The sequence below is a fragment of the Marinobacterium sp. BA1 genome (assembly GCF_041155135.1).
GTDB classification, from domain to species: Bacteria; Pseudomonadota; Gammaproteobacteria; order Pseudomonadales; family Balneatricaceae; genus Marinobacterium; species Marinobacterium iners.
The window spans coordinates 913,469-936,380 of record NZ_BAAFHC010000001.1; the positions used below are offsets into that span (position 1 = coordinate 913,469).

General features: G+C 55.7%; 22 protein-coding genes and 1 tRNA gene. 22 read left to right on the plus strand and 1 reads right to left on the minus strand.

Going from position 1 to position 22,912, the window contains the following annotated elements:
- Positions 1-175: 175 nt before the first annotated feature.
- The 17 genes from ACAM29_RS04420 to ACAM29_RS04500 all read left to right on the plus strand — a co-directional run bounded on the left by ACAM29_RS04420 (position 176) and on the right by ACAM29_RS04500 (position 15,997).
- A tRNA-His gene (locus tag ACAM29_RS04420) sits at positions 176-251 on the plus strand.
- A gap of 20 nt (positions 252-271) precedes the next feature.
- On the plus strand, positions 272-445 hold the full coding sequence (locus ACAM29_RS04425) for a hypothetical protein (RefSeq protein WP_175527565.1): 174 nt from the start codon (positions 272-274) through the stop codon (positions 443-445).
- Positions 446-521: 76 nt separating this feature from the next.
- Entirely contained in the window at positions 522-1,850 is a 1,329-nt protein-coding gene (tig, locus tag ACAM29_RS04430; RefSeq protein ID WP_091822964.1) for a trigger factor, read from the plus strand.
- Between the two features lie 97 nt (positions 1,851-1,947).
- Positions 1,948-2,583 carry an ATP-dependent Clp endopeptidase proteolytic subunit ClpP gene (clpP, locus tag ACAM29_RS04435; protein WP_091822961.1) on the plus strand — a complete coding sequence of 212 codons (636 nt, stop codon included), beginning with the start codon at positions 1,948-1,950 and terminating at the stop codon, positions 2,581-2,583.
- An 80-nt stretch (positions 2,584-2,663) separates the two neighbouring features.
- The gene (clpX, locus tag ACAM29_RS04440; RefSeq protein WP_091822958.1) at positions 2,664-3,938 is read left to right on the plus strand and encodes an ATP-dependent protease ATP-binding subunit ClpX; all 1,275 of its coding nucleotides are present in this window, start codon (positions 2,664-2,666) and stop codon (positions 3,936-3,938) included.
- Between the two features lie 170 nt (positions 3,939-4,108).
- The gene (locus tag ACAM29_RS04445; RefSeq protein WP_206834340.1) at positions 4,109-5,122 is read left to right on the plus strand and encodes a DctP family TRAP transporter solute-binding subunit; all 1,014 of its coding nucleotides are present in this window, start codon (positions 4,109-4,111) and stop codon (positions 5,120-5,122) included.
- A gap of 63 nt (positions 5,123-5,185) precedes the next feature.
- On the plus strand, positions 5,186-5,680 hold the full coding sequence (locus ACAM29_RS04450; protein ID WP_369623341.1) for a TRAP transporter small permease: 495 nt from the start codon (positions 5,186-5,188) through the stop codon (positions 5,678-5,680).
- Entirely contained in the window at positions 5,670-6,974 is a 1,305-nt protein-coding gene (locus ACAM29_RS04455) for a TRAP transporter large permease (RefSeq protein WP_369623342.1), read from the plus strand. Before ACAM29_RS04450 ends, ACAM29_RS04455 begins: the two co-directional genes overlap by 11 nt.
- A 135-nt stretch (positions 6,975-7,109) precedes the next feature.
- Positions 7,110-8,540: a nitrogen regulation protein NR(II) gene (locus ACAM29_RS04460; RefSeq protein WP_206834338.1), complete on the plus strand. Its 1,431-nt coding sequence runs from the start codon at positions 7,110-7,112 to the stop codon at positions 8,538-8,540.
- Between the two features lie 152 nt (positions 8,541-8,692).
- On the plus strand, positions 8,693-10,213 hold the full coding sequence (locus tag ACAM29_RS04465) for an aldehyde dehydrogenase family protein (RefSeq protein WP_091822944.1): 1,521 nt from the start codon (positions 8,693-8,695) through the stop codon (positions 10,211-10,213).
- A gap of 58 nt (positions 10,214-10,271) precedes the next feature.
- Positions 10,272-10,556: a DUF4242 domain-containing protein gene (locus ACAM29_RS04470; protein ID WP_369623343.1), complete on the plus strand. Its 285-nt coding sequence runs from the start codon at positions 10,272-10,274 to the stop codon at positions 10,554-10,556.
- Positions 10,557-10,883: 327 nt separating this feature from the next.
- Complete coding sequence (pqqA, locus tag ACAM29_RS04475; protein WP_003243383.1) at positions 10,884-10,955, plus strand: pyrroloquinoline quinone precursor peptide PqqA; 72 nt, start codon at positions 10,884-10,886, stop codon at positions 10,953-10,955.
- Positions 10,956-11,024: 69 nt separating this feature from the next.
- Positions 11,025-11,945, plus strand: a complete 921-nt coding sequence (gene pqqB, locus ACAM29_RS04480) for a pyrroloquinoline quinone biosynthesis protein PqqB (protein WP_369623344.1) — start codon at positions 11,025-11,027, stop codon at positions 11,943-11,945.
- Between the two features lie 11 nt (positions 11,946-11,956).
- Positions 11,957-12,715 (plus strand): pyrroloquinoline-quinone synthase PqqC, encoded by a 759-nt coding sequence (gene pqqC / locus ACAM29_RS04485; protein WP_369623345.1) that lies wholly within the window; start codon positions 11,957-11,959, stop codon positions 12,713-12,715.
- Complete coding sequence (gene pqqD, locus ACAM29_RS04490; protein WP_369623346.1) at positions 12,708-12,986, plus strand: pyrroloquinoline quinone biosynthesis peptide chaperone PqqD; 279 nt, start codon at positions 12,708-12,710, stop codon at positions 12,984-12,986. The genes pqqC and pqqD overlap by 8 nt, the downstream gene beginning before the upstream one ends.
- Entirely contained in the window at positions 12,979-14,118 is a 1,140-nt protein-coding gene (gene pqqE, locus ACAM29_RS04495; protein ID WP_369623347.1) for a pyrroloquinoline quinone biosynthesis protein PqqE, read from the plus strand. Before pqqD ends, pqqE begins: the two co-directional genes overlap by 8 nt.
- Positions 14,111-15,997 (plus strand): prolyl oligopeptidase family serine peptidase, encoded by a 1,887-nt coding sequence (locus ACAM29_RS04500; RefSeq protein WP_369623348.1) that lies wholly within the window; start codon positions 14,111-14,113, stop codon positions 15,995-15,997. Before pqqE ends, ACAM29_RS04500 begins: the two co-directional genes overlap by 8 nt.
- Here the strand turns inward: ACAM29_RS04500 and ccoG are convergent.
- Positions 15,980-17,338: a cytochrome c oxidase accessory protein CcoG gene (ccoG, locus tag ACAM29_RS04505; RefSeq protein WP_369623349.1), complete on the minus strand. Its 1,359-nt coding sequence runs from the start codon at positions 17,336-17,338 to the stop codon at positions 15,980-15,982. The two genes, ACAM29_RS04500 and ccoG, sit on opposite strands and share 18 nt — an antisense overlap.
- 107 nt (positions 17,339-17,445) lie before the next feature.
- Between ccoG and ACAM29_RS04510 the strand changes: the two genes are divergently transcribed.
- From ACAM29_RS04510 to ACAM29_RS04530, 5 genes are all read left to right on the plus strand, one after another.
- Positions 17,446-18,870 carry a PLP-dependent aminotransferase family protein gene (locus ACAM29_RS04510; RefSeq protein ID WP_369623350.1) on the plus strand — a complete coding sequence of 475 codons (1,425 nt, stop codon included), beginning with the start codon at positions 17,446-17,448 and terminating at the stop codon, positions 18,868-18,870.
- A gap of 374 nt (positions 18,871-19,244) precedes the next feature.
- Complete coding sequence (locus ACAM29_RS04515; protein WP_369625117.1) at positions 19,245-20,438, plus strand: transposase; 1,194 nt, start codon at positions 19,245-19,247, stop codon at positions 20,436-20,438.
- Positions 20,439-20,515: 77 nt separating this feature from the next.
- Positions 20,516-21,136 carry a LysE family translocator gene (locus ACAM29_RS04520; protein ID WP_369623351.1) on the plus strand — a complete coding sequence of 207 codons (621 nt, stop codon included), beginning with the start codon at positions 20,516-20,518 and terminating at the stop codon, positions 21,134-21,136.
- A gap of 91 nt (positions 21,137-21,227) precedes the next feature.
- Positions 21,228-21,596, plus strand: a complete 369-nt coding sequence (locus ACAM29_RS04525; RefSeq protein WP_369623352.1) for a hypothetical protein — start codon at positions 21,228-21,230, stop codon at positions 21,594-21,596.
- A 110-nt stretch (positions 21,597-21,706) separates the two neighbouring features.
- Positions 21,707-22,825 (plus strand): restriction endonuclease, encoded by a 1,119-nt coding sequence (locus ACAM29_RS04530; protein WP_369623353.1) that lies wholly within the window; start codon positions 21,707-21,709, stop codon positions 22,823-22,825.
- The last annotated feature ends 87 nt before the right edge of the window (positions 22,826-22,912 follow it).

The following is a 22,912-nucleotide window of genomic DNA, read 5'->3' on the forward strand; positions in this document are numbered from 1 at the left end:
TAGTGCCGCTCCGTGATTGGTGAGACACTCAATCACAGCGAAACGGCTTAAAGCGAAGCGCCAAAAGTCGTGTACAATGGAATGTACAAAATGCTAGGATTGGTTAGGTAACAGATTGATTCGTTTAGTAATTTCGAGTCTCTCCGTCCGCACCACACAGGCAACACACTATATGGTGGGCGTAGCTCAGTTGGTAGAGCCCCGGATTGTGATTCCGGTGGTCGTGGGTTCGAGCCCCATCGTCCACCCCAGTGTGCCCTGATATTATGTTATGCCTCCCCTCTATCTTTATGATTCTCAAGGCTTTGCCTTCATTAATACATTCTTTTTCATTTTACTGCTGTTGGGCTTTTGCTTGACTAATGGCGGCAGTTGGAAGAAAATTTCGCGCTTTAGAATTTTGGCTCTGCTGGTCGGTCGTCATCAGCCGCATATTGATCCCTGAATCAACGGGATGAATATTACGGAGGGCGAGCCTGCAGGTCGCAACATCATGCTGCAAACTATTTGTGAGGATCTCCATGCAAGTTTCTGTTGAAACGACTTCCGGCCTCGAGCGTCAGATGACCGTAACTGTCCCGGCTGCACGCATTGACCAGGACGTAGACAAGCTGGTTGCTCAGCAGGCGCGCACTCGCCGTCTGGATGGTTTCCGTCCGGGCAAGGTTCCGCCCAAGGTGATCAAGCGCATGTTCGGCAGCGCGATCCGTCAGGACGTATTGGGTCAGGTCGTTCAGGAAAGCTTCTATACCGCTGTTGAGCAGGAAAAACTGCAGCCGGCGGGTGGTCCCAACATCGAGTTCAAGAACGACAAAGAAGGTGAAGACCTTCAGTACGTGGCTACCTTTGAAGTGTACCCGGAGATTGAACTGAAAGATCTGTCCGGCGTTGAACTGGAACAGCAGACTGCCGAAATCACTGATGCCGACATGGATCAGATGATCGATACCCTGCGCAAGCAGCAGGCAAACTGGACCGAAGTGGATCGCGCTGCGGCTGAAGGCGATCAGGTCAAGATCGACTTTGAAGGCTTCATCGATGGCGAAGCATTCGAAGGCGGCAAGGCAGAAGGTCACAGCCTTGTGCTGGGTTCCGGCTCCATGATTCCTGGCTTTGAAGCCGGTCTGGAAGGCAAGAAGGCGGGTGAAGAGTTCGATCTGGAAATCACCTTCCCGGAAGACTACCACGCTGAAAACCTGAAAGGTAAAGCGGCTGTTTTCAAGACCAAGGTACAGAGCGTTTCCGCTCAGGAACTGCCTGAACTGAACGAAGAGTTCTTCTCTCGCTTTGGCATCGAAGAGAAAGAGCTGGATGGCTTCAAGGTTGAAGTGCGCAAGAACATGGAGCGCGAGCTCAAGCACGCTCTGAAAATGAAGCTGAAAGATCAGGTCTTCACTGAGCTGCTCAAGGCCAATGAGATTGAGGTGCCTGCAGCCCTGATCGACAGCGAAATTGACAACCTGCGTCGTCAGGCAATTCAGCAGTTCGGTGGTCAGGATGCCAACATCGACCCGAACATGTTGCCGAAAGAAATGTTCGAAGCTCAGGCTCAGCGCCGTGTAAGCGTAGGTCTGTTGGTTCAGGAAGTGGTCAAGGCCAACGACATGAAAGCGGATGAGCAGCGTGTGCGCGAAACCGTTGAAGAGATGGCTGAAACCTACCAGGAACCGCAGCAGGTTATCGACTGGTACTACAGCAACGACCAGATCCTGAACCAGATCAAGAGCCTGGTACTGGAAGATCAGGTAGTTGATCATCTGCTGGCTTCTGCTACAGTCACTGAAAAAGCGGTTGCATACGAGGAGGCTATCAAGCCTGCTCAGCAGCAAGCTGAAGAGACCGAAGCCTGATCCGGAACAGCCGGTCAGGGCGTAAGCCGTAAAGGAAACGACAGTTGGCCTGGCTGACTGTCGTTTTTTCGCTTATCAGGGTAAGGAGAATTCTTGCATGGCAGATATCTATTCCGGGCGTTCCACCGAAATCACCAATTCCGGGCTGGTCCCGATGGTGGTGGAGCAGAGCTCACGAGGCGAGCGCGCCTACGATATCTACTCCCGTCTGCTCAAAGAACGGGTCATTTTTCTGGTGGGTCAGGTCGAAGACCATATGGCCAACCTGATTGTCGCCCAGTTGCTGTTCCTTGAAGCCGAAAATCCGGACAAGGACATCCACCTGTACATCAACTCACCGGGTGGCTCGGTTACGGCGGGCATGGCAATCTACGATACCATGCAGTTCATCAAGCCCAACGTCAGCACCATGTGTATTGGCCAGGCGGCCAGCATGGGCGCTTTCCTGCTGGCGGCAGGTGAGCCGGGCAAGCGCTTTGCGCTGCCGAATGCGCGTGTAATGATTCATCAGCCGCTGGGTGGCTATCAGGGCCAGGCGACCGATATTGAGATCCATACCCGTGAAATTCTGTCAATTCGCGAAAAATTGAATCGCCTGCTGGCTCACCACACAGGTCAGGATTTTGAGACGATTGCGCGTGACACGGATCGTGACAATTTCATGGATCCGAAAACGGCTGCTGAATACGGGCTGATCGACTCCGTACTTGAGCGCCGTATCGAAAGCGAATAACCCTTTGTAGTCGCGGCCGGGTTGAAATTCGGCCGCCTCGGGCGCATAACAAGTGTAAATGGTTTTTTTGAGGTAAGAAGATGGCAGACGAGACGACCGGCAAGGGGGGAGAGGGCAGTAAGCTGTTCTGTTCCTTCTGCGGCAAAAGCCAGGATGAAGTGCGCAAATTGATCGCAGGTCCCTCTGTCTTTATCTGTGACGAGTGTGTTGATCTCTGCAACGATATCATCCGCGAAGAGATTCAGGATTCGGACGAGCAAGAGCCCAGTGATACCCTGCCGACTCCGGCCGAGATCAAGGCAACCCTGGACGATTACGTAATCGGGCAGGAGCGTGCCAAGAAAGTGCTGGCGGTTGCGGTATACAACCACTACAAGCGTCTGCGGTTCCAGAAGAAGGGTGAAGTGGAGCTTGGCAAGAGCAACATTCTGCTGATCGGTCCCACCGGCAGCGGCAAGACCCTGCTGGCGGAAACCATGGCACGCCTGCTTAATGTACCCTTTACCATTGCGGATGCCACCACGCTGACTGAAGCGGGCTATGTGGGTGAAGATGTCGAGAACATCATCCAGAAGCTGCTGCAGAAGTGTGACTACGATGTCGAAAAGGCCCAGTTGGGTATTGTGTACATCGATGAGATCGACAAGATCTCACGCAAATCTGATAACCCCTCCATCACGCGTGATGTGTCCGGTGAAGGGGTACAGCAGGCACTGCTGAAACTGATTGAGGGTACGGTCGCTTCCGTTCCTCCTCAGGGTGGACGCAAGCATCCTCAGCAGGAGTTCCTGCAGGTGGACACGTCCAATATCCTGTTCATCTGTGGTGGTGCTTTCGCCGGTCTGGAAAAAATTATCCGTGACCGCAGTGAGCGCAGCTCCATCGGCTTCAGTGCCGTGGTGAAGAGCAAGGACGACAGCCGTCTTAGCGAAGCACTGCACGATGTCGAAGCGGAAGACTTGGTCAAGTTTGGTCTGATTCCCGAGTTTGTGGGGCGTCTGCCGATGATTGCCACGTTGTCCGAGCTTGATGAAGAGGCACTGATTCAGATTCTCACCGAGCCCAAGAACAGTCTGGTCAAGCAGTATCAGGCCCTGTTCGAGATGGAAGGGGTCGATGTGGACTTCCGTGAAGACGCATTGAAAGCGGTCGCCGAAAAGGCGCTGGAGCGTCGGACCGGGGCCCGTGGTCTGCGTTCCATTCTGGAGGCGACTCTGCTGGATATCATGTATCAGCTGCCGTCGATGGATAATGTTGCCAAGGTAGTGATCGACGAAGGTGTGATCACCGGCACCTCCGAACCGATCCTGATCTACGAAAATCAGGAACCAGCCAAAGCCTCGGCTGACAGCTGATCCTGTGTTGCGTTATCGCTAAATCCCCGCCCTGTGCGGGGATTTTCGTTTGTGGGCAGGGTAGTGGGTGTAATTGTTTTGCGTCGCTGTCGACAAGCCTTTTATAATTGGTTGGAGCAAGCGGTCGGGATAATGCCGCTGCCATACAACAACAGATAAAAAAGGAAGACATGATGCTGAAACGTCGCACATTCATGGCCGCTGCAGCCGCTACACTGCTGTTCAGCTCTGTTGCCAGTGCCGAATACAAGGCTGAGTATACCGTCTCTACCGTTCTGCCTTCCGCCTTTCCCTGGGGACAGGCTGCCGACAAATGGGTCGAGCTGGTAAAAGAACGGTCTGAAGGCCGCATCAACATGAAAATCTACAGCAACTCCCAGCTGGTCTCCGGTGACCAGACCAAGGAGTTCTCAGCCATGCGATCCGGCCTGATTGATATGGCGGTTGGCTCGACCATCAACTGGTCACCGCAGGTGCCTGAACTGAACCTGTTCTCACTGCCGTTCCTGATGCCGGACTACGCTGCCATCGACGCAATCACTCAGGGTGAAGCGGGCAAAGCGGTGTTTGCAGCGATCGAAAAGCGCGGTGTTACTCCGCTGGCCTGGGGTGAAAACGGCTTCCGTGAACTGTCCAACTCCAAGCATGAAGTCAAGCAGCCGTCTGACCTGGAAGGGCTGAAGGTCCGTGTTGTGGGTTCACCGCTGTTCCAGGATACCTTTACGGCGCTGGGTGCCAACCCGACTCAGATGAGCTGGGCGGACGCCAAGCCTGCGCTGACAACGGGTGCGGTTGATGGACAGGAAAATCCTCTGTCCGTATTTGATGTGGCGCGTATTGATCAGGTGGGCCAGACCTACCTGACTCAGTGGCACTACATGGCTGACCCGCTGGTATTTGCCGTCAGCAACCGTGTGTGGAGCCAGTTCAGCCCGGAAGATCAGGCCCTGCTGAAGCAGGCTGCCATTGATGCCGGCAAATGGGAGATCGAAAAATCCCGTGCTGAACTGGATGAGACGCTGGCCAAAATCAAGGAGCGTGGCGTTCAGGTGACCGACCTGACCCCTGAACAGCACGCAGCCTTTGTCGAAGCCACTCAGTCCGTATACGAAAAGTGGACGCCGCGTATCGGCGAAGAGCTGGTCAAGCAGGCGCAGGAAGCCATTGCCAACCGTCCGCAGTAATAGGGCACCTGCATGAGGACGCCCGCCACCCCGGCGGGCGTTGTTGTCTGAAGTGGAGTGATAATGTCTACCCGACCCCCCAAGTTCAGGCCGGAGGCCTGGCTGGCGTCCCTGTCATTGATCGCGATCTGTCTGATCAGTCTGGGCAATGTGATCGTGCGCTATGCGACCGATGCCTCTTTTGCCTTCACGGAAGAGTTTTCGGTCTTTTTGCTGGTACTGCTCACCTTTGCTGGAGCAGCGGTAGCGGCACGTCATAATCAGCACATTCGCATTGAACTGATCGAACATCACCTGCCCAAACCTGCGCTCAAGGTTGTGTATGTGCTGCAGTGGCTGGCAGGCGTGATCGTACTGGGCGTTACCTGCTGGTACGGTGCCAAGCTGGCGCTGGAAGAGTATCAATGGGAATCACTGTCCCCGGGGCTCGGGCTGCCCAACTGGATTTATGTGGCTTGGCTGCCGTTGCTGGCAGCAGCCATCGTTGTGCGCACGACGCAGAATCTCATCGATCGCCTGCGTGGCAATGAACCACAGGAGGTGATCCATGAGCCCTGATCTACTGCTGATCGGCAGTTTCCTGCTGGCGCTGCTTCTGGGTGTGCCAGTGGCCATTGCGTTGGGCTTGGGAGGCATCGTCGGTATTCTGGCCGGGCTGTCGCCAGACATGCTGGCGACTCTGGGAACCAATACCTACAACAGTGTGGCCAAATATCCCCTTATTGCCATTCCACTGTTTATCCTCACGGGCCTTATTTTTGAGCGGGCAGGGGTCGCAGCCAGCCTGGTTCGTTTTGCCCAGTCGGTGATCGGGCCTCGCCATGGCGGGCTTGCCGTTGTCGCCGTACTGGTCTGTCTGATTATGGGCGGGATGAGTGGCTCAGGCCCCGCCGATGCCGCTGCCGTGGCGATGGTGATGCTGCCCAGCATGCGCAAGGCCGGTTATCCTCAGGCCTTTTCGGCGTCGCTGATAGCGGCATCTTCATCCACCGCGATTCTGATCCCGCCCTCGATCGCCTTGATTTTGTACTCCATCGTGGTGCCTGGCGTCGATCTGCGTGCACTGTTTGCTGCTGGTTTGTTTCCCGGCATTCTCGCGGGGCTCTCCCTTCTCGTGCCAGCACTGCTGTTGGCACGCAAGTATGGCTGGGAAGACCCGGAAAAGTCCGAGCGCCCGCCATTCTGGCCCAGCCTCAAGGCGGCGCTGCCGGCACTGTTTGCACCGGTGATCATTCTCGGCGGTTTGCGTTCAGGCCTGTTCACACCGACCGAGGCGGCTGTGGTTGCGGTCACCTATGGTGTTATCGTTGGCTGTTTGGTTTACCGCAATCTGGGGATTCGCCAGTTGTTTGATCTGATGACGGAAGCAGCGGTGACCTCGGGTGTGGTGATGCTGATCATAGCGTTGGCGGGTATCTTTGCCTGGGCCGGCACTACGCTTGGCACATTCCAGCACTTGGCCAATGGTCTGCTGGCGCTGTCGGAAAGCGGCTGGGTCCTGCTGGTGTTGGTCATGCTGCTGGTGTTGATTGCGGGTATGCTGTTGGATGCGGTGTCGATCTACCTTATCCTGATCCCGATCGTACTGCCGCTGATGAACCATTTTGGCTGGAACCCGGTCTGGTTCGGCATCCTGTTGGCGATGAATATCGCCATTGGCCAGTTTACACCGCCCGTCGCGGTCAACCTGATGGTCACCACGCGGATCGCCAATATCCGTCTGGAGCATACCATTGGCTGGACGTTGATATTTATTGCAGCCATGGCCTGCAGTCTGTTGCTGGTGATGCTGGTGCCCGGTATTGCCCTGTGGCTGCCGGACAAGCTGGGTTACGTCGTCGGCCCCTGGTAGCCATCCGATCCGATCTGACCGGTCATGACATGGCCGGTCAGATCAGGTGTATCCCGAAGCCACTCTGATTCATTATAATGTGGGCCTTGAGTCACCCGTCTTTCCAGTTTTTTACATCCGGATACCCTTTGCATCATGTTTCGATACTGTATAGCTCTGTTGCTTTTGCTGCCTGCCACCTTCGCCCAGGCCGATATATTTGCGCCGTTCCGAGATGAGGATGGCAATACCAAGTGGCAATATGTTGCCAACTTTTCCAGCGGTGTGCTGATCATCCTGCTGACGCTGGCGGCACTCGTGCTGTTTATCGTCTGGCGGCGGGCGCGTGGTTACAACCACGAGCTGGAAGAGATCAAGGCCAACCTCGAAAAACGAGTGAAAGAGCGTACCGCACGGTTGGAACAGGAAGTGTCAGAGCATGTGGTGACGACTGGGCGCCTTCAGGCGTCAGAGGCCTATATTCAGAATATTCTCAGCTCCATGCCGCTGGTGTTGGTCGGTCTTGACCGGGAAGGCACGATTACACAGTGGAACCCGCGTGCCGAGAAGCTTTCCGGTATCAAGGCGATCAACGCGATCGGGCGCAACCTCTGGGCTATCTATCCGGACATCACCTTGAAACCGAGCCACATTGAAGAGGCGCTGCAGAAGAACGAAACCCTGACGCTGCGCTACAGCCAGCCGGGCAGTTACTACATGGATATCACCGTCTATCCGCTTGAAAACTACAGCGAGCCGGGTGTGGTGATTATGGTGGATGATGTTACCCGCCGTGTGATTGCCGAAAACATGCTGATTCAGCACGATCGACTGGCGTCGATGGGCGAGCTTGCCACCACCATGGCCAGCGATATAAACAAGCCATTGCAGGCGATACTGTTTGATCTGCGCAGCTTCCACAGTCTGCTGGAATCCGCTAGCTTCCTGCAGGAAGGCGGCAAACAGAAAGAGGAGGTCGCACGCCTTCACCGCTTGCTGCAGAACGCAGCCGAAAACGGGCGAGAAGTCGAGTCAGTGATTCAGAATCTGCTCGAATTTGCGCGTGGGCGCACAACTGCACCAGCCAGTGCCAATGTCATCGACATCATTGAACACTCGGTTGATCTGGCGGGTGAAGTACTGGCGCTCCCCAATGCGATTCCGTTCAGTGATGTCAAAATCGAGCGTCACTTCGAAACCGATCTGCCGAAAGTCCCCTGTTACATAACAGAGCTTCAGCAGGCCTTGCTGAGCATTCTGCGTTACTCGTTGGCGGCCCTGAGTGATAAAGTTGCACAGAACAGGGAAGGATTTGTGCCGAAGCTGAAGCTCTATGCTTCACGCAGCTATGATTCGCTGTCACTGCGCATTCAGCACAATGGTGTGGGCCTCAGCAGTGAAGAGCAGATGTGCCTGTTCGAGCCCTATCCGCACCATGCCGAGAATGAAATGGCATCTGCATCCGGGCCCGAAAAGCGCTTGTCCTTTGCTTTCTATGTCATCACCCAGCAGCACCGGGGGCACATGGCTGTCACCTCTGATCCAGAAGTGGGCACCACGTTCCATATCCAGCTGGAGCTGAACTAATCTGACAATTAATCGGCCTGTCTAGTACCAAAGGCTCATATTCTCGCTGCCAAGGCACTATACTCGAAGATCAGTAGCGTTCGCTAATATTGAAAGCGTCAATCGTTACTGCTCTTCGAGCGTGATGCGAATAACAACAAGAGGCTAAGAATATGATCTACGCACAGCCAGGACAGGCAGATTCCATCGTCACTCTGCAGCCGCGCTACGGCAACTTCATCGGCGGTGAATGGAAAGCCCCGGTGAAAGGTGAATACTTCAAAAACGTTTCACCGGTAACCGGCGAAGCCTTCTGTGAAATCCCCCGTTCAACCGCTGAAGATATCGAACTGGCACTGGACGCTGCCCACGCAGCCAAGGATGCCTGGGCTCGTACCTCCGTGCAGGAACGTTCCAACACCCTGCTCAAGATTGCTGACCGTCTGGAAGCAAATCTGGAACAGATCGCCGTGGCCGAAACCTGGGACAATGGTAAGGCTGTGCGTGAAACCCTGGCCGCTGACGTACCGCTGGCCATCGACCACTTCCGTTACTTTGCCGGCTGTATCCGTGCGCAGGAAGGCTCCATCGGCGAGATCGACGAAAACACCGTGGCCTACCACTTCCATGAGCCGCTGGGTGTTGTCGGCCAGATCATTCCCTGGAACTTCCCGCTGCTGATGGCGGCGTGGAAAATTGCTCCGGCACTGGCGGCAGGCAACTGCATCATACTGAAGCCTGCCGAGCAGACTCCCTGGTCCATTCTGAAGCTGATGGAAACCATTCAGGACCTGTTGCCGCCGGGTGTGCTGAATATCGTTAACGGTTTTGGTGCCGAAGCGGGTCAGGCTCTGGCGACCAGCAAGCGCATTGCCAAAATCGCCTTCACCGGCTCAACCCCGGTGGGTTCCCACATTCTGAAATGTGCTGCCGAAAACATCATTCCGTCGACTGTAGAGCTGGGCGGCAAGTCACCCAACATCTACTTTGAAGACGTCATGAACCATGAAGACGAATTCATCGATAAGTGTGTGGAAGGTACCGTACTGGCGTTCTTCAACCAGGGCGAAGTCTGCACCTGTCCGTCGCGTCTGTTGGTGCAGGAAAGCATTTACGATGATTTCATCGCACGCGTGATTGATCGCATCAAGAAGATCAAGCGTGGCAACCCGCTCGATACTGAAACCATGGTCGGTGCTCAGGCTTCTCAGGAGCAGTTCGACAAGATCATGAGCTACTTCGACATCGGCCGTGCCGAAGGTGCTGAAGTGCTGATCGGTGGTGATAAGGAGCAGCTGGGCGATGACCTGGGCCGCGGCTACTACATCCAGCCGACTCTGCTCAAGGGCAACAACAGCATGCGCGTGTTCCAGGAAGAGATCTTTGGACCGGTCGTATCCGTTACCACCTTCAAGGACGAGGCTGAAGCCCTCGCCATCGCCAACGACACCGAGTTTGGTCTGGGTGCCGGTGTATGGAGCCGCGACATGAACCGCGCCTACCGCATGGGCCGTGGCATTCAGGCCGGTCGTGTCTGGACCAACTGCTACCACCAGTACCCGGCACATGCTGCCTTTGGCGGTTACAAGAAGTCCGGCGTGGGCCGTGAAACGCACAAGATGATGCTCGATCACTACCAGCAGACCAAGAACATGCTGGTCAGCTACGACATCAACCCGCTGGGATTCTTCTAAGGCACGGGCCTTTACAAGCCATATAATAATCTGAATTCTAAAAGACGGGAGAAATATCATGCCAAGATATGTGATCGAACGCGACATTCCGGAAATCGGTTCTGCTGAGCGCGAAGCTCTGCGCGGAGCGGCGGAAAAATCTAATAGCGTACTTGCCGATATGAAAGCAGAACAGAAAAATATTCAATGGGAACATTCCTATGTGGCCGGTGATAAGACGTTCTGTATCTACATATCCGAGAATGAGGCACTTATTCAGGAACATGCTGAACGTAGCGGTTTTCCTGCCACAAAGGTAACCGAAGTGCGAAAAACGATTGATCCCGTAACAGCCGAAGATTAACAATCGCATGCAGTCCAGCAAAACTGCTGACCTACACTTGCAATTTTGCGGCTAATGCGGGGGCGTTATCTCCGAAGCACTGCACAGGGATGTGCAAATCATGGCTGCTTCACCCTGGCAGTCTATTGCTCTGCAGCAATCCGTTTAACGGCCTCCGGGCCGTTTTTTTCGTATAAGGTGTAGGTACGCCGCGGCGTGCCATACCGCTGGTTGCTATACCAAGTCAGCCCTGAATTCGTTCCAAAGTACCATATTGGAGTGGTGGCACGGTTGCCTACTATCAGGGTGTCACAAAGACATATCGATAACAAAAACGAGGAACGCATTATGTGGACCAAACCTGCCTACACTGATCTGCGCATCGGCTTCGAAGTCACCATGTACTTCGCCAACCGCTGAGCACACGGCGGCCCTTCGGGGCCGCTTTTGCTTACCGATCCTTTTTTACCCCAGCGGACACACACAATAATGAAAATACAGATACTGGGCTCCGCCGCCGGGGGCGGCTTTCCGCAATGGAACTGCAACTGCGACAACTGCAAAGGCCTGCGCGACGGCACCCTCAACGCCAGGGCCCGTACTCAATCTTCCATCGCCGCCAGCCTCAACGGCACCGACTGGATTCTGTTCAACGCCTCACCGGATATCCGCGCTCAGCTGGAAAGCTTCGAGCCCCTGCAGCCCAAGCAGGGCAAACGTGATACCGGCATTGCGGCGGTCGTACTGATGGACAGCCAGATCGACCACACCACCGGCCTGTTGATGCTGCGTGAAGGCTGCCCGCATCAGGTCTACTGCACCGATATGGTCAAGCAGGACCTGAGCACCGGCTTCCCGGTATTCAACATGCTGGAGCATTGGAATGGTGGCCTTAAGTGGAACCAGATCCCGAGCACCGACACCTACAACGAATTTACCATTGCCGAAGTGCCGGGCATCACTCTGACGGCCGTGCCGCTGCGCTCCAGCGCGCCGCCGTACTCGCCGCACCGCAACGACCCGCACCCCGGTGACAACATCGGCATCCTGCTCAAGGATGACGCCACCGGCCGCTCCCTGTTCTACGCCCCGGGGCTGGGCCGGATCGAGGACCACCTGCGCCCGATCATGGAGCAGGCCGACTGCCTGCTGGTGGACGGCACCCTCTGGCGCGAGGACGAGATGATTCACGCTGGCGTCGGAGACAAGCTGGGCGTGCACATGGGGCACCTTCCGCAGTCTGGCGAGAACGGCATGATCGCCTACCTGGATACGCTGGATAAACCGCGCAAGGTGCTGATCCACATTAACAACACCAACCCGATCCTGATCGAAGACTCACCCGAGCGTGGCGTGCTGAACGAACACGGCATCGAGGTCGCCTTTGACGGCATGAGCATTGAACTCTGAGGAGATCCGACATGAGCAACCGTGAACCGATGAGCCGCAGCGAATTCGAACAGGCCCTGCGCGCCAAGGGCGATCTGTACCACATTCACCACCCCTACCATGTGGCCATGTATGCCGGTCACTCCACCCCGGAACAGATCCGTGGCTGGGTCGCCAACCGCTTCTACTATCAGGTCAACATCCCGCTCAAGGATGCCGCCATTCTGGCCAACTGCCCGCACCGTGACGTGCGCCGCCAGTGGCTGCAGCGGATCATGGACCATGACGGGTACGACGGTGCCGTCGGTGGCATCGAAGCCTGGCTGCAGTTGGGCGAGGCGGTAGGCCTGACCCGCGAAGAGATCCTGTCCCACGAGCATGTACTGCCCGGTGTGCGCTTTGCGGTGGATGCCTACGTCAACTTCGCCCGCCGCGCCACCTGGCAGGAAGCGGCCAGCTCCTCGCTGACCGAGCTGTTTGCCCCGCATATTCACCAGTCCCGTCTGGATACCTGGCCCACGCACTATCCGTGGATCAAGGCCGAGGGCTACCAGTACTTCCGCAACCGCCTCACCGAAGCACGCCGCGATGTGGAACACGGCCTGCAGATCACCCTGGATCACTACACCACCCGCGCGCAGCAGGAGCGGATGCTGGAGGTCCTGCAGTTCAAGCTGGATGTGCTTTGGAGTATGCTCGATGCCATGACCATGGCGTACGAACTGGAGCGTCCGCCGTTCCATACCGTGACGCCGGAAAAGGTATACCACCGAGGACTGTTCAATGACTAAACCGGCGCTGGACCAAATCCCGAAGCTGAACGCCATGTTCCGCTTCCAGTGGGAAGAGGCGCAGAACTGCCATGTACTGCTGTATCCCGAAGGGATGATCAAACTGAATGACAGCGCCGGCGCCATCCTCAGTGAGGTGAATGGCGCGCAGGACTGTGCGGCCATCATTCAGGCCCTGGAAACCCGCTTCCCCGACGCCGGTGAACTGGGTCCGGATGTGCTGGAGTTTCTGGCCGTCGCCCATGAACAGAACTGGATCGGCTATGTCTGAGCAGCAAAAAACGCCCCAGCACCAAAGCCAGCCGCTCTGGCTGCTGGCGGAACTGACTTACAAATGCCCGCTGCAGTGTCCCTACTGCAGCAACCCGCTGGACTTCGCCGAGCACGGCGAAGAACTGAGCACCAATCAGTGGATCGACGTGTTCCGTCAGGCCCGCAAGATGGGCGCGGCGCAGCTGGGCTTTTCCGGTGGCGAGCCGCTGGTACGACGCGATCTGGAACAGCTGATCGCCGAGGCACGTTCGCTGGGCTACTACACTAACCTGATCACCTCCGGCATCGGCCTCAACGCTACGCGCATTGCGGCTTTTCGAGAAGCGGGGCTGGATCATATCCAGATCAGCTTTCAGGCCTCGGACGAAACGGTCAACAATATGCTGGCAGGATCTGACAAGGCGTTCCAGCAGAAGCTGAAGATGGCCCGCGAAGTGAAGGCCCAGGGTTATCCCATGGTGCTCAACTTCGTCACCCATAAGCACAACATCGACCGGATCGACCGCATCATTGAGTTGTGTGTGGAGCTGGAAGCGGACTTTGTCGAACTGGCCACCTGTCAGTACTACGGCTGGGCCTACGAGAACAAGGAAGCCCTGCTGCCTACAAAAGCGCAGCTGGAGCGGGCCGAGCGCATCACCAACGAATACCGTGAAAAACTCGCAGCCGAGGGCAACCCGATCAAGCTGATCTTCGTCACCCCCGACTATTACGAAGAGCGGCCGAAGAAATGCATGAACGGCTGGGGCGAGATCTTCCTCACCGTCACGCCGGACGGCACTGCACTTCCGTGTCACAGTGCCCGCATGCTGCCGATCGAGTTCCCCAATGTGAAGGACAATACCCTGCAGCATATCTGGCATGAGTCGTTCGGCTTCAACCACTTCCGGGGCGACGACTGGATGCAGGAGCCCTGTCGCTCCTGTGACGAAAAGGAACACGATCTGGGCGGCTGCCGCTGTCAGGCCTATATGCTGGCCGGTGACATGAACGCAGCGGACCCGGTGTGCAGCAAATCACCGCATCACCAGACGATCCTCGATGCCCGTGCCGCTGCCGAGCAGAGCGGAGAGGACACGCCGATCACCTTCCGCAACGAACGCAACTCACGGGTGTTTGCGCGTGGGTGAAGGCGTGCTCAGTGCACGGGAGGCGGTGCAGTCGATCCATGACTACGCCGCTTTGCGATTTCATCAGGGGCATCTGTATGGGGTGAGCTTCGATGCCACCACAGGGCGCAATCGGCTGTGCCGGTTTGATGCGGGGGAGGCGATCAGCCTGCTGCCCGATCATTTCAGTGTTCGCAGCCGGGTACATGAGTACGGCGGCGGCGCCTGGTGTCTGGCGGGTGATCGGGCCTGCTTCGTCAACGACAGTGACCAGCAGATCTGGTGCCAGCCGCTGGACGCGGCTTCCCCGGCCTATCCTCTGACGACGATGCCCGATACACGCTTTGCCGATCTGCAATACGACGCCCGCCATCAGCGTCTGCTGGCGATCAGCGAACAGCACACCGAAACGGCCCTGGAGCCGATCAACCGGCTGGTCACAGTCGAGTTGGACACCGGCGGCATCGAGACATTGGCAGCAGGCGCCGATTTTTACAGCTCGCCGGCCTTGAGCCCGACAGGTGATCGGCTGGCGTGGGTTGAGTGGGATCACCCGCAACAGCCCTGGCGTTGTACCCGCCTGATGCTGGCGGATCTGAACGGGGTAGGGCAGATTGCTCAGGCCTGTCAGGTATCCGACACGCAAGACGCCGCCTGGCTGCAGCCACGCTTTTCACCCGAAGGGCAACTGCATGCCGTGGTTGACCGTGACAACTGGTGGCGCATTGAAGCGCTGACCCCGTCCGGGTTTCAGCCACTGCACACAGCCGGCAGCCCAGTGCCGGAGCGCACCGAGTTTACCACGGCGCCTTGGCAGTTTGGTCTGAGTACCTACGGCTGGACCGCATCGGGTGATCTTGTTGCGCTAGGGCAGTGTGACGGTTACACCCGGCTGTGGCGTTTTATGCAGGGCTCGGAGGTCGCTCAGGGCTGGCAGCCTCTGGAACTGAGCCTGATGCCCACACGCCTGCACGCACTCTGTGTTGCGAGTACATGGATCGGGTGTGTTGCCGAGTTTGCCGATCGCGAGCCGGCAATTGTGAAGATCGATACCGAGCTGGATGCCGACGACCCTGACCAGTGTACGGTCCTGGCCGGAGGGCATTCCCCAACCTACGCACCCAGCCTGCCGCTGTGTGAATGGGTCGATTCCGTCCCGTACTTTCTGTATCGACCGGCCAATGTGCCGTACGACCAGCCGCTGCCGCTGGTGATCTGGACCCACGGAGGCCCTACGGCCAGCACGGCCCCGGTGCTCAAGCCTGCCATCCAGTACTGGACACAGCGCGGCTTCATGATCGCGGATGTGAACTACCGCGGCAGCACCGGGTATGGACGAGACTACCGCCTGCAACTGGCTGGGCAGTGGGGTATCACCGATGTGGAAGACGTGGAAGCCATTGCCCGCAGCCTGATAGAACAGGGACGGGCACAGCCGGATGCCATATTCATTCGCGGCAACAGTGCCGGTGGCTATACCACCCTGAGCACACTGTGTCGCTCCAGCCGCTTCAGTGGCGGGGCCAGCCTCTATGGCGTGAGCGACCCGGCACGACTGAACCAGCTCACGCACAAGTTTGAATCCCATTATCTGCACTGGCTGATCGGGGACCCCACAACCGAGCCCGATCGCTATACGTCACGCTCGCCGTTGATGCAGGCCCATCGCGTCAGCGCCCCGGTGATCTTTTTTCAGGGCGAACAGGACAAAGTCGTGCTGCCGGAGCAGACGCGCCGGATGGCACAGAGCCTGAGCGAAAACGGCATTCGCGTTGAAACCCATTACTTCCCTGACGAAGCCCACGGCTTTCGCCAGCCCGAGAACCAGGCACAGGTGCTGGAACGGGAGCTGGCGTTCTACCGGAGTATTATCGACGCCGCCTCAAATCCTCCGCGTTAGGAACGTGGTCTGCTTGCTGGCTGATCCGGTCTGGCCGGTGAAGTGGAAGTCCAGACTGGCGCGGGGCAGGTCGAAGTCTTCGGCGCACACGCGATACGAGAGCCAGCTGGCGTTGTTGTCGGTCAGATCGATCAATTCGGGCCCGAACAACTCAAATGCGCCCGGCCCTTGCACCGCAACCCTGACCTGTTCCGGCTGACGGGTAAAGCCTTCCACCTTGACCCGGTAGTGGTTGCAGACGGTGTTCTCGTCCTGTTGCGTGAACAGTGCGCCACGGTCACGACGGATCTCCACCAGCAGACTGGTGGTGCCGGTGAAGCCGTACAGCACGGCACCAAAAGCGACCAGCATGACCGCGCCATAGCCTGCCAGACGCGGGCGTATCAGAGGCGAGCGTTCGCCCTCCAGCTGTGCTTCGGAGGCGAAACGGATCAGCCCCGTGGGCCGGTTCAGTTTGGTCATCACGGTATCACAGGCATCAATGCAGGCGGCGCAGTCGATACACGCGGCCTGCAGGCCATCACGAATATCAATTCCGGTTGGGCACACCTGTACGCACAGACCGCAATCCACACAATCGCCGCTGTTCAGATCGGCATTGCGCATGCTGGCGCGGGGTTCTCCACGGCGCGTGTCATAGCTGACGGTACGCGTGGCGCGGTCGAACATCACCCCCTGAAAACGAGAGTAGGGGCAGGCATGCAGGCAGATTTTTTCACGCACCAGCCCCGCATTGGCGTAGGTCAGGCCGGCCATGATGATCAGCCAGCCGCTGACACCCGCCGTCAGTTGCAGCTGCACCGCATCGCTGACCAGTTCACGCATCGGGATGAAATAACCGGTAAAGGTGAGCGCCGTCAGCAACGAGAGCCCGATCCAGAGCAGGTGTTTGGCGATACGGCGCAACAGGCGAATGCCGCCGAGCGGTTTGCCTTCGGCGCGGGCACGCTCACTGGCCCGGCCCTCGGTGAAATCCTCGATACGAATGAACAGCCAGGTCCAGATGCTTTGCGGACAGGCAAACCCGCACCACACCCGTCCCCAGGCCACCGCCATGAAAAACAGCAGACAGGCGCCGGCAATCATCAACCCGGCCAAAAGCGGCAGGTCATGCCAGGACAGGGCATGGCCGAACAGTATGATCTGTCGCTGTGCAAACGAGAACAGCAACCAGGGCTGCCCATCCACCTGCACCCACACCAGTCCGAAAAACAGGGCGATCATCGGCCAGCTGCTCAGGCGGCGCAGGGTCTGAAAGCGGCCCTCAGTCAGCCGCACATGAAACTTGCCATCGCGGGCATAGGGCGGGGTGTGTTCTTGAACGACAGGTATCTTTTCCATGCTGGGCGGTCCCCTGAATTGTTGACCGGGCAAGATTACGCTTGTACTCGAAATAGGTTCAGGTATAAAAAAATAAAAATGAATCGGTACAGATGGGTACAAACGGCATGACATCGGATTATCGCTATCGGCAGCTGGAACACTGGCTGTTGCAGGGCATTCAGGAACAGCGCTGGCGGCTGGGTGAACGCCTGCCGTCGATCCGTACCCTGTGCCGTGAGCACCGCCTGTCGAAGGCCACAGTGCAGCATGCGCTGCAGCGACTGGAGGCCCAGGGCTGGCTGGAAGCGCGTCCCAAGGCCGGCTACTTCGTCACCCTGAGGCCAGCGCCTCCCGGCGATCAACAGGGCACGCCCGGTCATACCCGAGTCATTCAGCCGCCACGGCCCGTGAGCGTGAATGACCTGCTGCTGGATATCATGCAGCGCAGTGCCGCCTTTGACCTGCTGCCTGACCTGAATGCGGGCGAACTGCCGGCTGGTATCGTGGCGCTGAACCGTAGCATCGGACGGGCACTGCGGCGTCAGCGCGGTGACGATTACCAGTATTATGATGAGCCCGCCGGGGCGATCAGCCTGCGCGAGCAGTTGGCGCTGCACTACGCCCGTCGCGGCTGGGCAGCCGCACCGGATCAGCTTTGCATTACCTCGGGCTGTCAGCATGCCCTGTTTCTGGCGTTGATGGCCTGCTGCAAGCCTGGTGATGTGGTGGCCGTCGAGTCCCCCGGGTTTTACGGTGTGCTGCAACTGCTGGAACAGCTGCAACTGCAGGTAGTGGAAGTCCCTGCAGGTGCCGACACCGGCATGGATATGGACGCACTGGACGCGGTACTAGAGCGCTGGCCGGTCAAGGCCTGTATCGTCTCCCCCGCGTTTGCCACCCCGAGTGGCGCACTGATGCCCACTGCAGCCAGACAACACCTGCTGGCGCTGGCCGAGCGCCATGATCTGGCCATCATCGAAGATGACATCTATGCCGACACCGCGCTGGGCAGCCCGCCCGACCCGCTCAAGGCGCTGGACGGTGATGACCGCGTGATTCTGTGCAGCTCGTTCTCAAAGTCCCTGTCGCGTGACCTGCGTCTGGGGTGGATCGCCGGTGGCCGCTGGCACGCCCGCATCCTGCACCTGAAACTGGTCACCCAACTGGCCAGCAGCCGCACCCTGCAACAGGGCGTAGCCGACTACATGGCCGATGGCAGCCTTGCCACCCACCTGCGCCGCCAGCGCAACGCACTGCACCAGCGCCGCGACCAACTGATCGCCGCCCTCAACGCCTGGCCCATCGACCTGCGCGTCAGCAGACCCACCGGTGGCCTGGCCGTCTGGGTAGAACTGCCCGATACCTACGATACGCTGGCCTGCTACCCCCGCGCGCTGGAGCAGGGCACCGTCATCACCCCGGGCCCGCTGTTCTCGGTATCCGGCCAGTTCAAACACTGCCTGCGCATCAGCTACGCCCACCCCTGGGATGGCAAACGATTGGCCGCGCTGAATCAGTTGCCAGAACTGTTGGCAGCAAGCAACAAATGATGCATATTTAAACTCTGCCAGCGGGAAGTCGGCAGCCACAACGACAGGGAAAAGAGGATGGGTCGATGACCGGGATGGTGTGCAGTTTTCATGTTTCATCAATTGATCATCTCTTTTCTGGCGAGTCCCTGTTCCTTGGCGCTGTGGTCTGTACCCGTTTGAGCCACAAGCGGAGCGCTGGTTTACCTTTTTCAGCTCAGGGCGTTGTCGTTAATTTAATAAAATCAGTGGGTTATGGATGGAGCGGAAAAATTAAAAGGTATACCCGCTAATAATTATTATGAGGTTTACCTCATAAATAGGCTGTTGAACATAACCGCTTCGCGGTGGAGTGCGAGATTTTAAAGAGGCATAGGGACATGCCGAATAGAGCGATGCAACGGCTATTTCAGTCGTATAAAGCGGCGTTGGATGAATCGCCTCAGCCACGGAAAAACCGGCGGGCGATCACATCCATTACGTATTGTAGAACGCGGGATATGGGGGTGAGTTATTACGCCTGCCCGGACTGTCAGAAGCGATGGGAACAGTGTCACTCCTGCCGTCACCGCAGCTGTTATGTGTGTGCGCAGAAGCACCGTAAAGACTGGATTGAGGCACAGAAGCAACGCCTGTTAGACGTGCCGCACTTTCACGTGATCTTTACGTTGCCGCATGAGTATTTGCCGCTGTGGCGGTATAACGAAGGATTGTTTGCACGGCTACTGTTCCGAGCTGGTCAGGAAGCCTTGCAGGAGTTGCTGGCGGATAAGAAGTATGGCGGCATTCGCCCCGGTATTTTGATGGCCCTGCACACCTGGGGACGGCAACTGACGCTGCACCCGCATACGCACTGTTTGGTGACGGCCGGTGGCCTGATGAAGTCTGGTGAGTGGAAAGATGTTGGTGACTACCTGCTCCCAAGTGCGGTATTGAGGCGCTATTACCGTGGCAAGGTGCAAGCCCTGCTCAAGGACGCAGCTGATGACAAACGTCTGGTCCTACCACCAGATCTGAGTGCAGAAGCTTTCTGGCGACAGCACCGCAGCCTGTACAGGAAAGAGTGGAGTGTTCGAATTGAGGAGCGCTACACGCATGGACGCGGAGTCATGCTGTACCTGGCCAGATACTGTAAAGGTGGGCCGTTGAAGCCTGAACAGATCAAGCGTTGGGACGGGCAACGGCTGGAGATGAGCTACCTTGATCACCGGGACAAGCGCATCAAGCAACAGAAATTAACGCCGTGGCAGATGATCCAGCGGTTGTTGCAGCATGTCCCGGCTAAAGGCGTACACACGGTGCGGTACTACGGACTATACGCCCCGGCGGCCAGGAAGCGGCACGAGCAGGTGCTGGCGCAACAGGGCAACTTGGCGGGGTTAAAGATTCGATGTACTGCTCCTGTGGAGCAGGTGTTGTTGTGTTGTAAGGCCTGTGGTGCGTCCGCAGAGTTGCTGGGAGAACGTTGGCGAAGGCAAGCAAAAGGAATTTCCTTTATAAAAGAAGACGGGGCATTGGCAGTAAGCGATTATGTCCAACAAGGCGTTGAACGTGACCTTGAAAGGGGGAGTATCGGTGACTCATCATGAACTCTGTGCCAACGTATATTTTTTTGCGCTTTCAGCGGCACGTTAACTAAACGTTAGTTCTATAAGGGGAGTAAACCGTGTCACTAATGACTATTTTGCTATTCATACCAGCATGCTTTGCTTTGAACATGGCGCCTGGTCCCAATAACCTTCTTTCGATGGCGAATGCAAAGCGTTATGGCATCAGGACCGCTTGCTATGCTGGTATTGGTCGGCTGGTTGCATTTGTAGGTATGATCACGCTGGCTGCTACAGGGCTGGCAACAGTGCTGTATACGTCGGAAAAACTGTTTCTCGCCATAAAAGTCGCCGGAGGAGTCTATCTACTTTGGCTTGCCTATCAGCTATGGACCGCAGATCCAACACAGGGCGATAGCGAGGCACTGGAAGAAAAGAGCTTCTTTCAACTGGCGAGACAGGAGTTTTTGCTGGCGGCTGGAAACCCCAAAGCCATTTTGATTTTTACGGCTTTCCTGCCTCAGTTTGTTGATCCAGCGGGTTCTGTTGGGTATCAGTTTTTGATTCTAGGCGTGCTATTTTTAATGCTTGAGTGGGTAGCTATAGCTGGGTATGCGTTTTTTGGCAAAGCATTGCGCCATTGGTTCTCCCGCCCTTCTATGCGTCGCCTGTTCAACAGAATTTGTGCCGGACTACTTGGCAGTGCTGGGGTTGGACTTCTATTGGCTCGTCGTGAATGAACTAACAAAGCAATTAAATTCGCTCCCTGCGGTCGCCGGACGCTCGTTCCTCGCGCCGTTTATTGCGAGCGTTATATTTCACGGAGGTAATGTGCAAAGGAGAAGGATTGTCGTTCTAGGCTCTATCGGAGTAACTGTAATAATTAGCTTGGCTGTAGCTGTATACTTTTCGATAGCAATTGATAATCGAAAACAAATGGCAATAGACCTTTTAACTAAGCCAGACGGGAGTCTCAATTACAACAATTTAGAAATCCTGCTTAACGAAAAATATATGTCGAGTTCGGGTTTTGAAGGTGTTGTAGAGTTTGTAAAAAATTATGGTGGGGTCTGCACTGAGCATGTTTGCAGGTTGCCCGTAGCTGGTACTTTCTGTGTCATTGAAAACGCTATAATTACGTTACAAGCCACAGAGCATTCAAAATATTTAAACGTGGAGAGGCGCCTAGATGGGTGCTAAAAAATATAACAATCACATCAAAAATCGCTCCACTGCGTTTCGCTGGACGTCGCTGACGCTCCGCCTTTTATGTGAGCGTTATGTGGTAAGGAGACCTGAGTAAGAAGTCTATGAAAAAGCATGGGGTTTTAGGAGGGCTAGATTCTGACTTCGAATATCAGACTTTTTTCGGTAGAGAAGAAGAACTAGAACTTCTGAAAAAATCGATCTTAATAAGAAAAGATAGGGTTGTGGCTATATCAGGCAACAACGCTACGGGTAAAACCTGTCTATGGCGTGCATTTATAGGAAAGCATAAAGCCGAGTTTAAAAATAAAACTGAAGTAGTTAGTCTTCCACGTTACCACGAAGAGTTTTCAAATATTGGAAATGAAATAGAGCTAGTCGTTATCGAAGATCTAAGTTTCGATTTTACACTAGGGCAGGAAGACAAAGTTTCAAAATTCATAAACAACTACCCAAAAAAGCAATTCATCCTTGTGGGGGCATTCCCAGATTTTCTAAATAAATTTAGGCCTCAGCAGCACATACGATTGGGTGTATTACCAAACAGCGACTCCATTCAGCTTCTTCTAAATACTCTTTCTAATAAAATCCCAGAAAAAGATTTAGTTAGAATAACAAGCCTGACCAAAGGCAATCCATTCTTGCTAAAGCTAGTTGCTCAGTATTTGAACGAAAGTCTCTATAGTCTTGACGGAATATTTAGGTTAATTTCCGAAAATATTGAATACAAAAGTCTGTCTAATCTGAAAGGAAAAATAGTAACAGAATTAACACCTGAGTTTGTTCAAGTTTCGAACGATATTCGTATCGTAAATAAGAGCATTCTTGAGAGAATTAAATATAACCCAGATGCAATGCATGGCCTAACACCGCGTCAATTTGAAGAGATGGTGGCAGAGCTTATGGTTAAGCGTGGATATGAGGTTGACCTTACGAAGGCAACTAGAGATGGAGGCAAAGATTTAATAATTGCCAATCATACAGATATAGGTAATTTTATGTATTATGTTGAGTGCAAAAAATATGCACCAACAAATCCTGTTGGAGTTAATCTCGTTCGGGAGTTAGCTGGGACTATTTCAGCCGATAGAGTCACCGCAGGAATAATGATAACTTCTTCTTATTACTCTCCAGATGCCGTTGAGTTTTCCAAGAATTTCAGGCATCAGATAAGTCTAATAGACTTTATCAAGCTAAAGGAATGGATGAAAGAATGTTCTTAACTCCGCTGCGTGCGTCACATAACAAGGTGCTTTTGTCGGACTGTTTTTCCGCTTCGCTCCAAAACAGCCGCAAAGCACGGCGTTAGC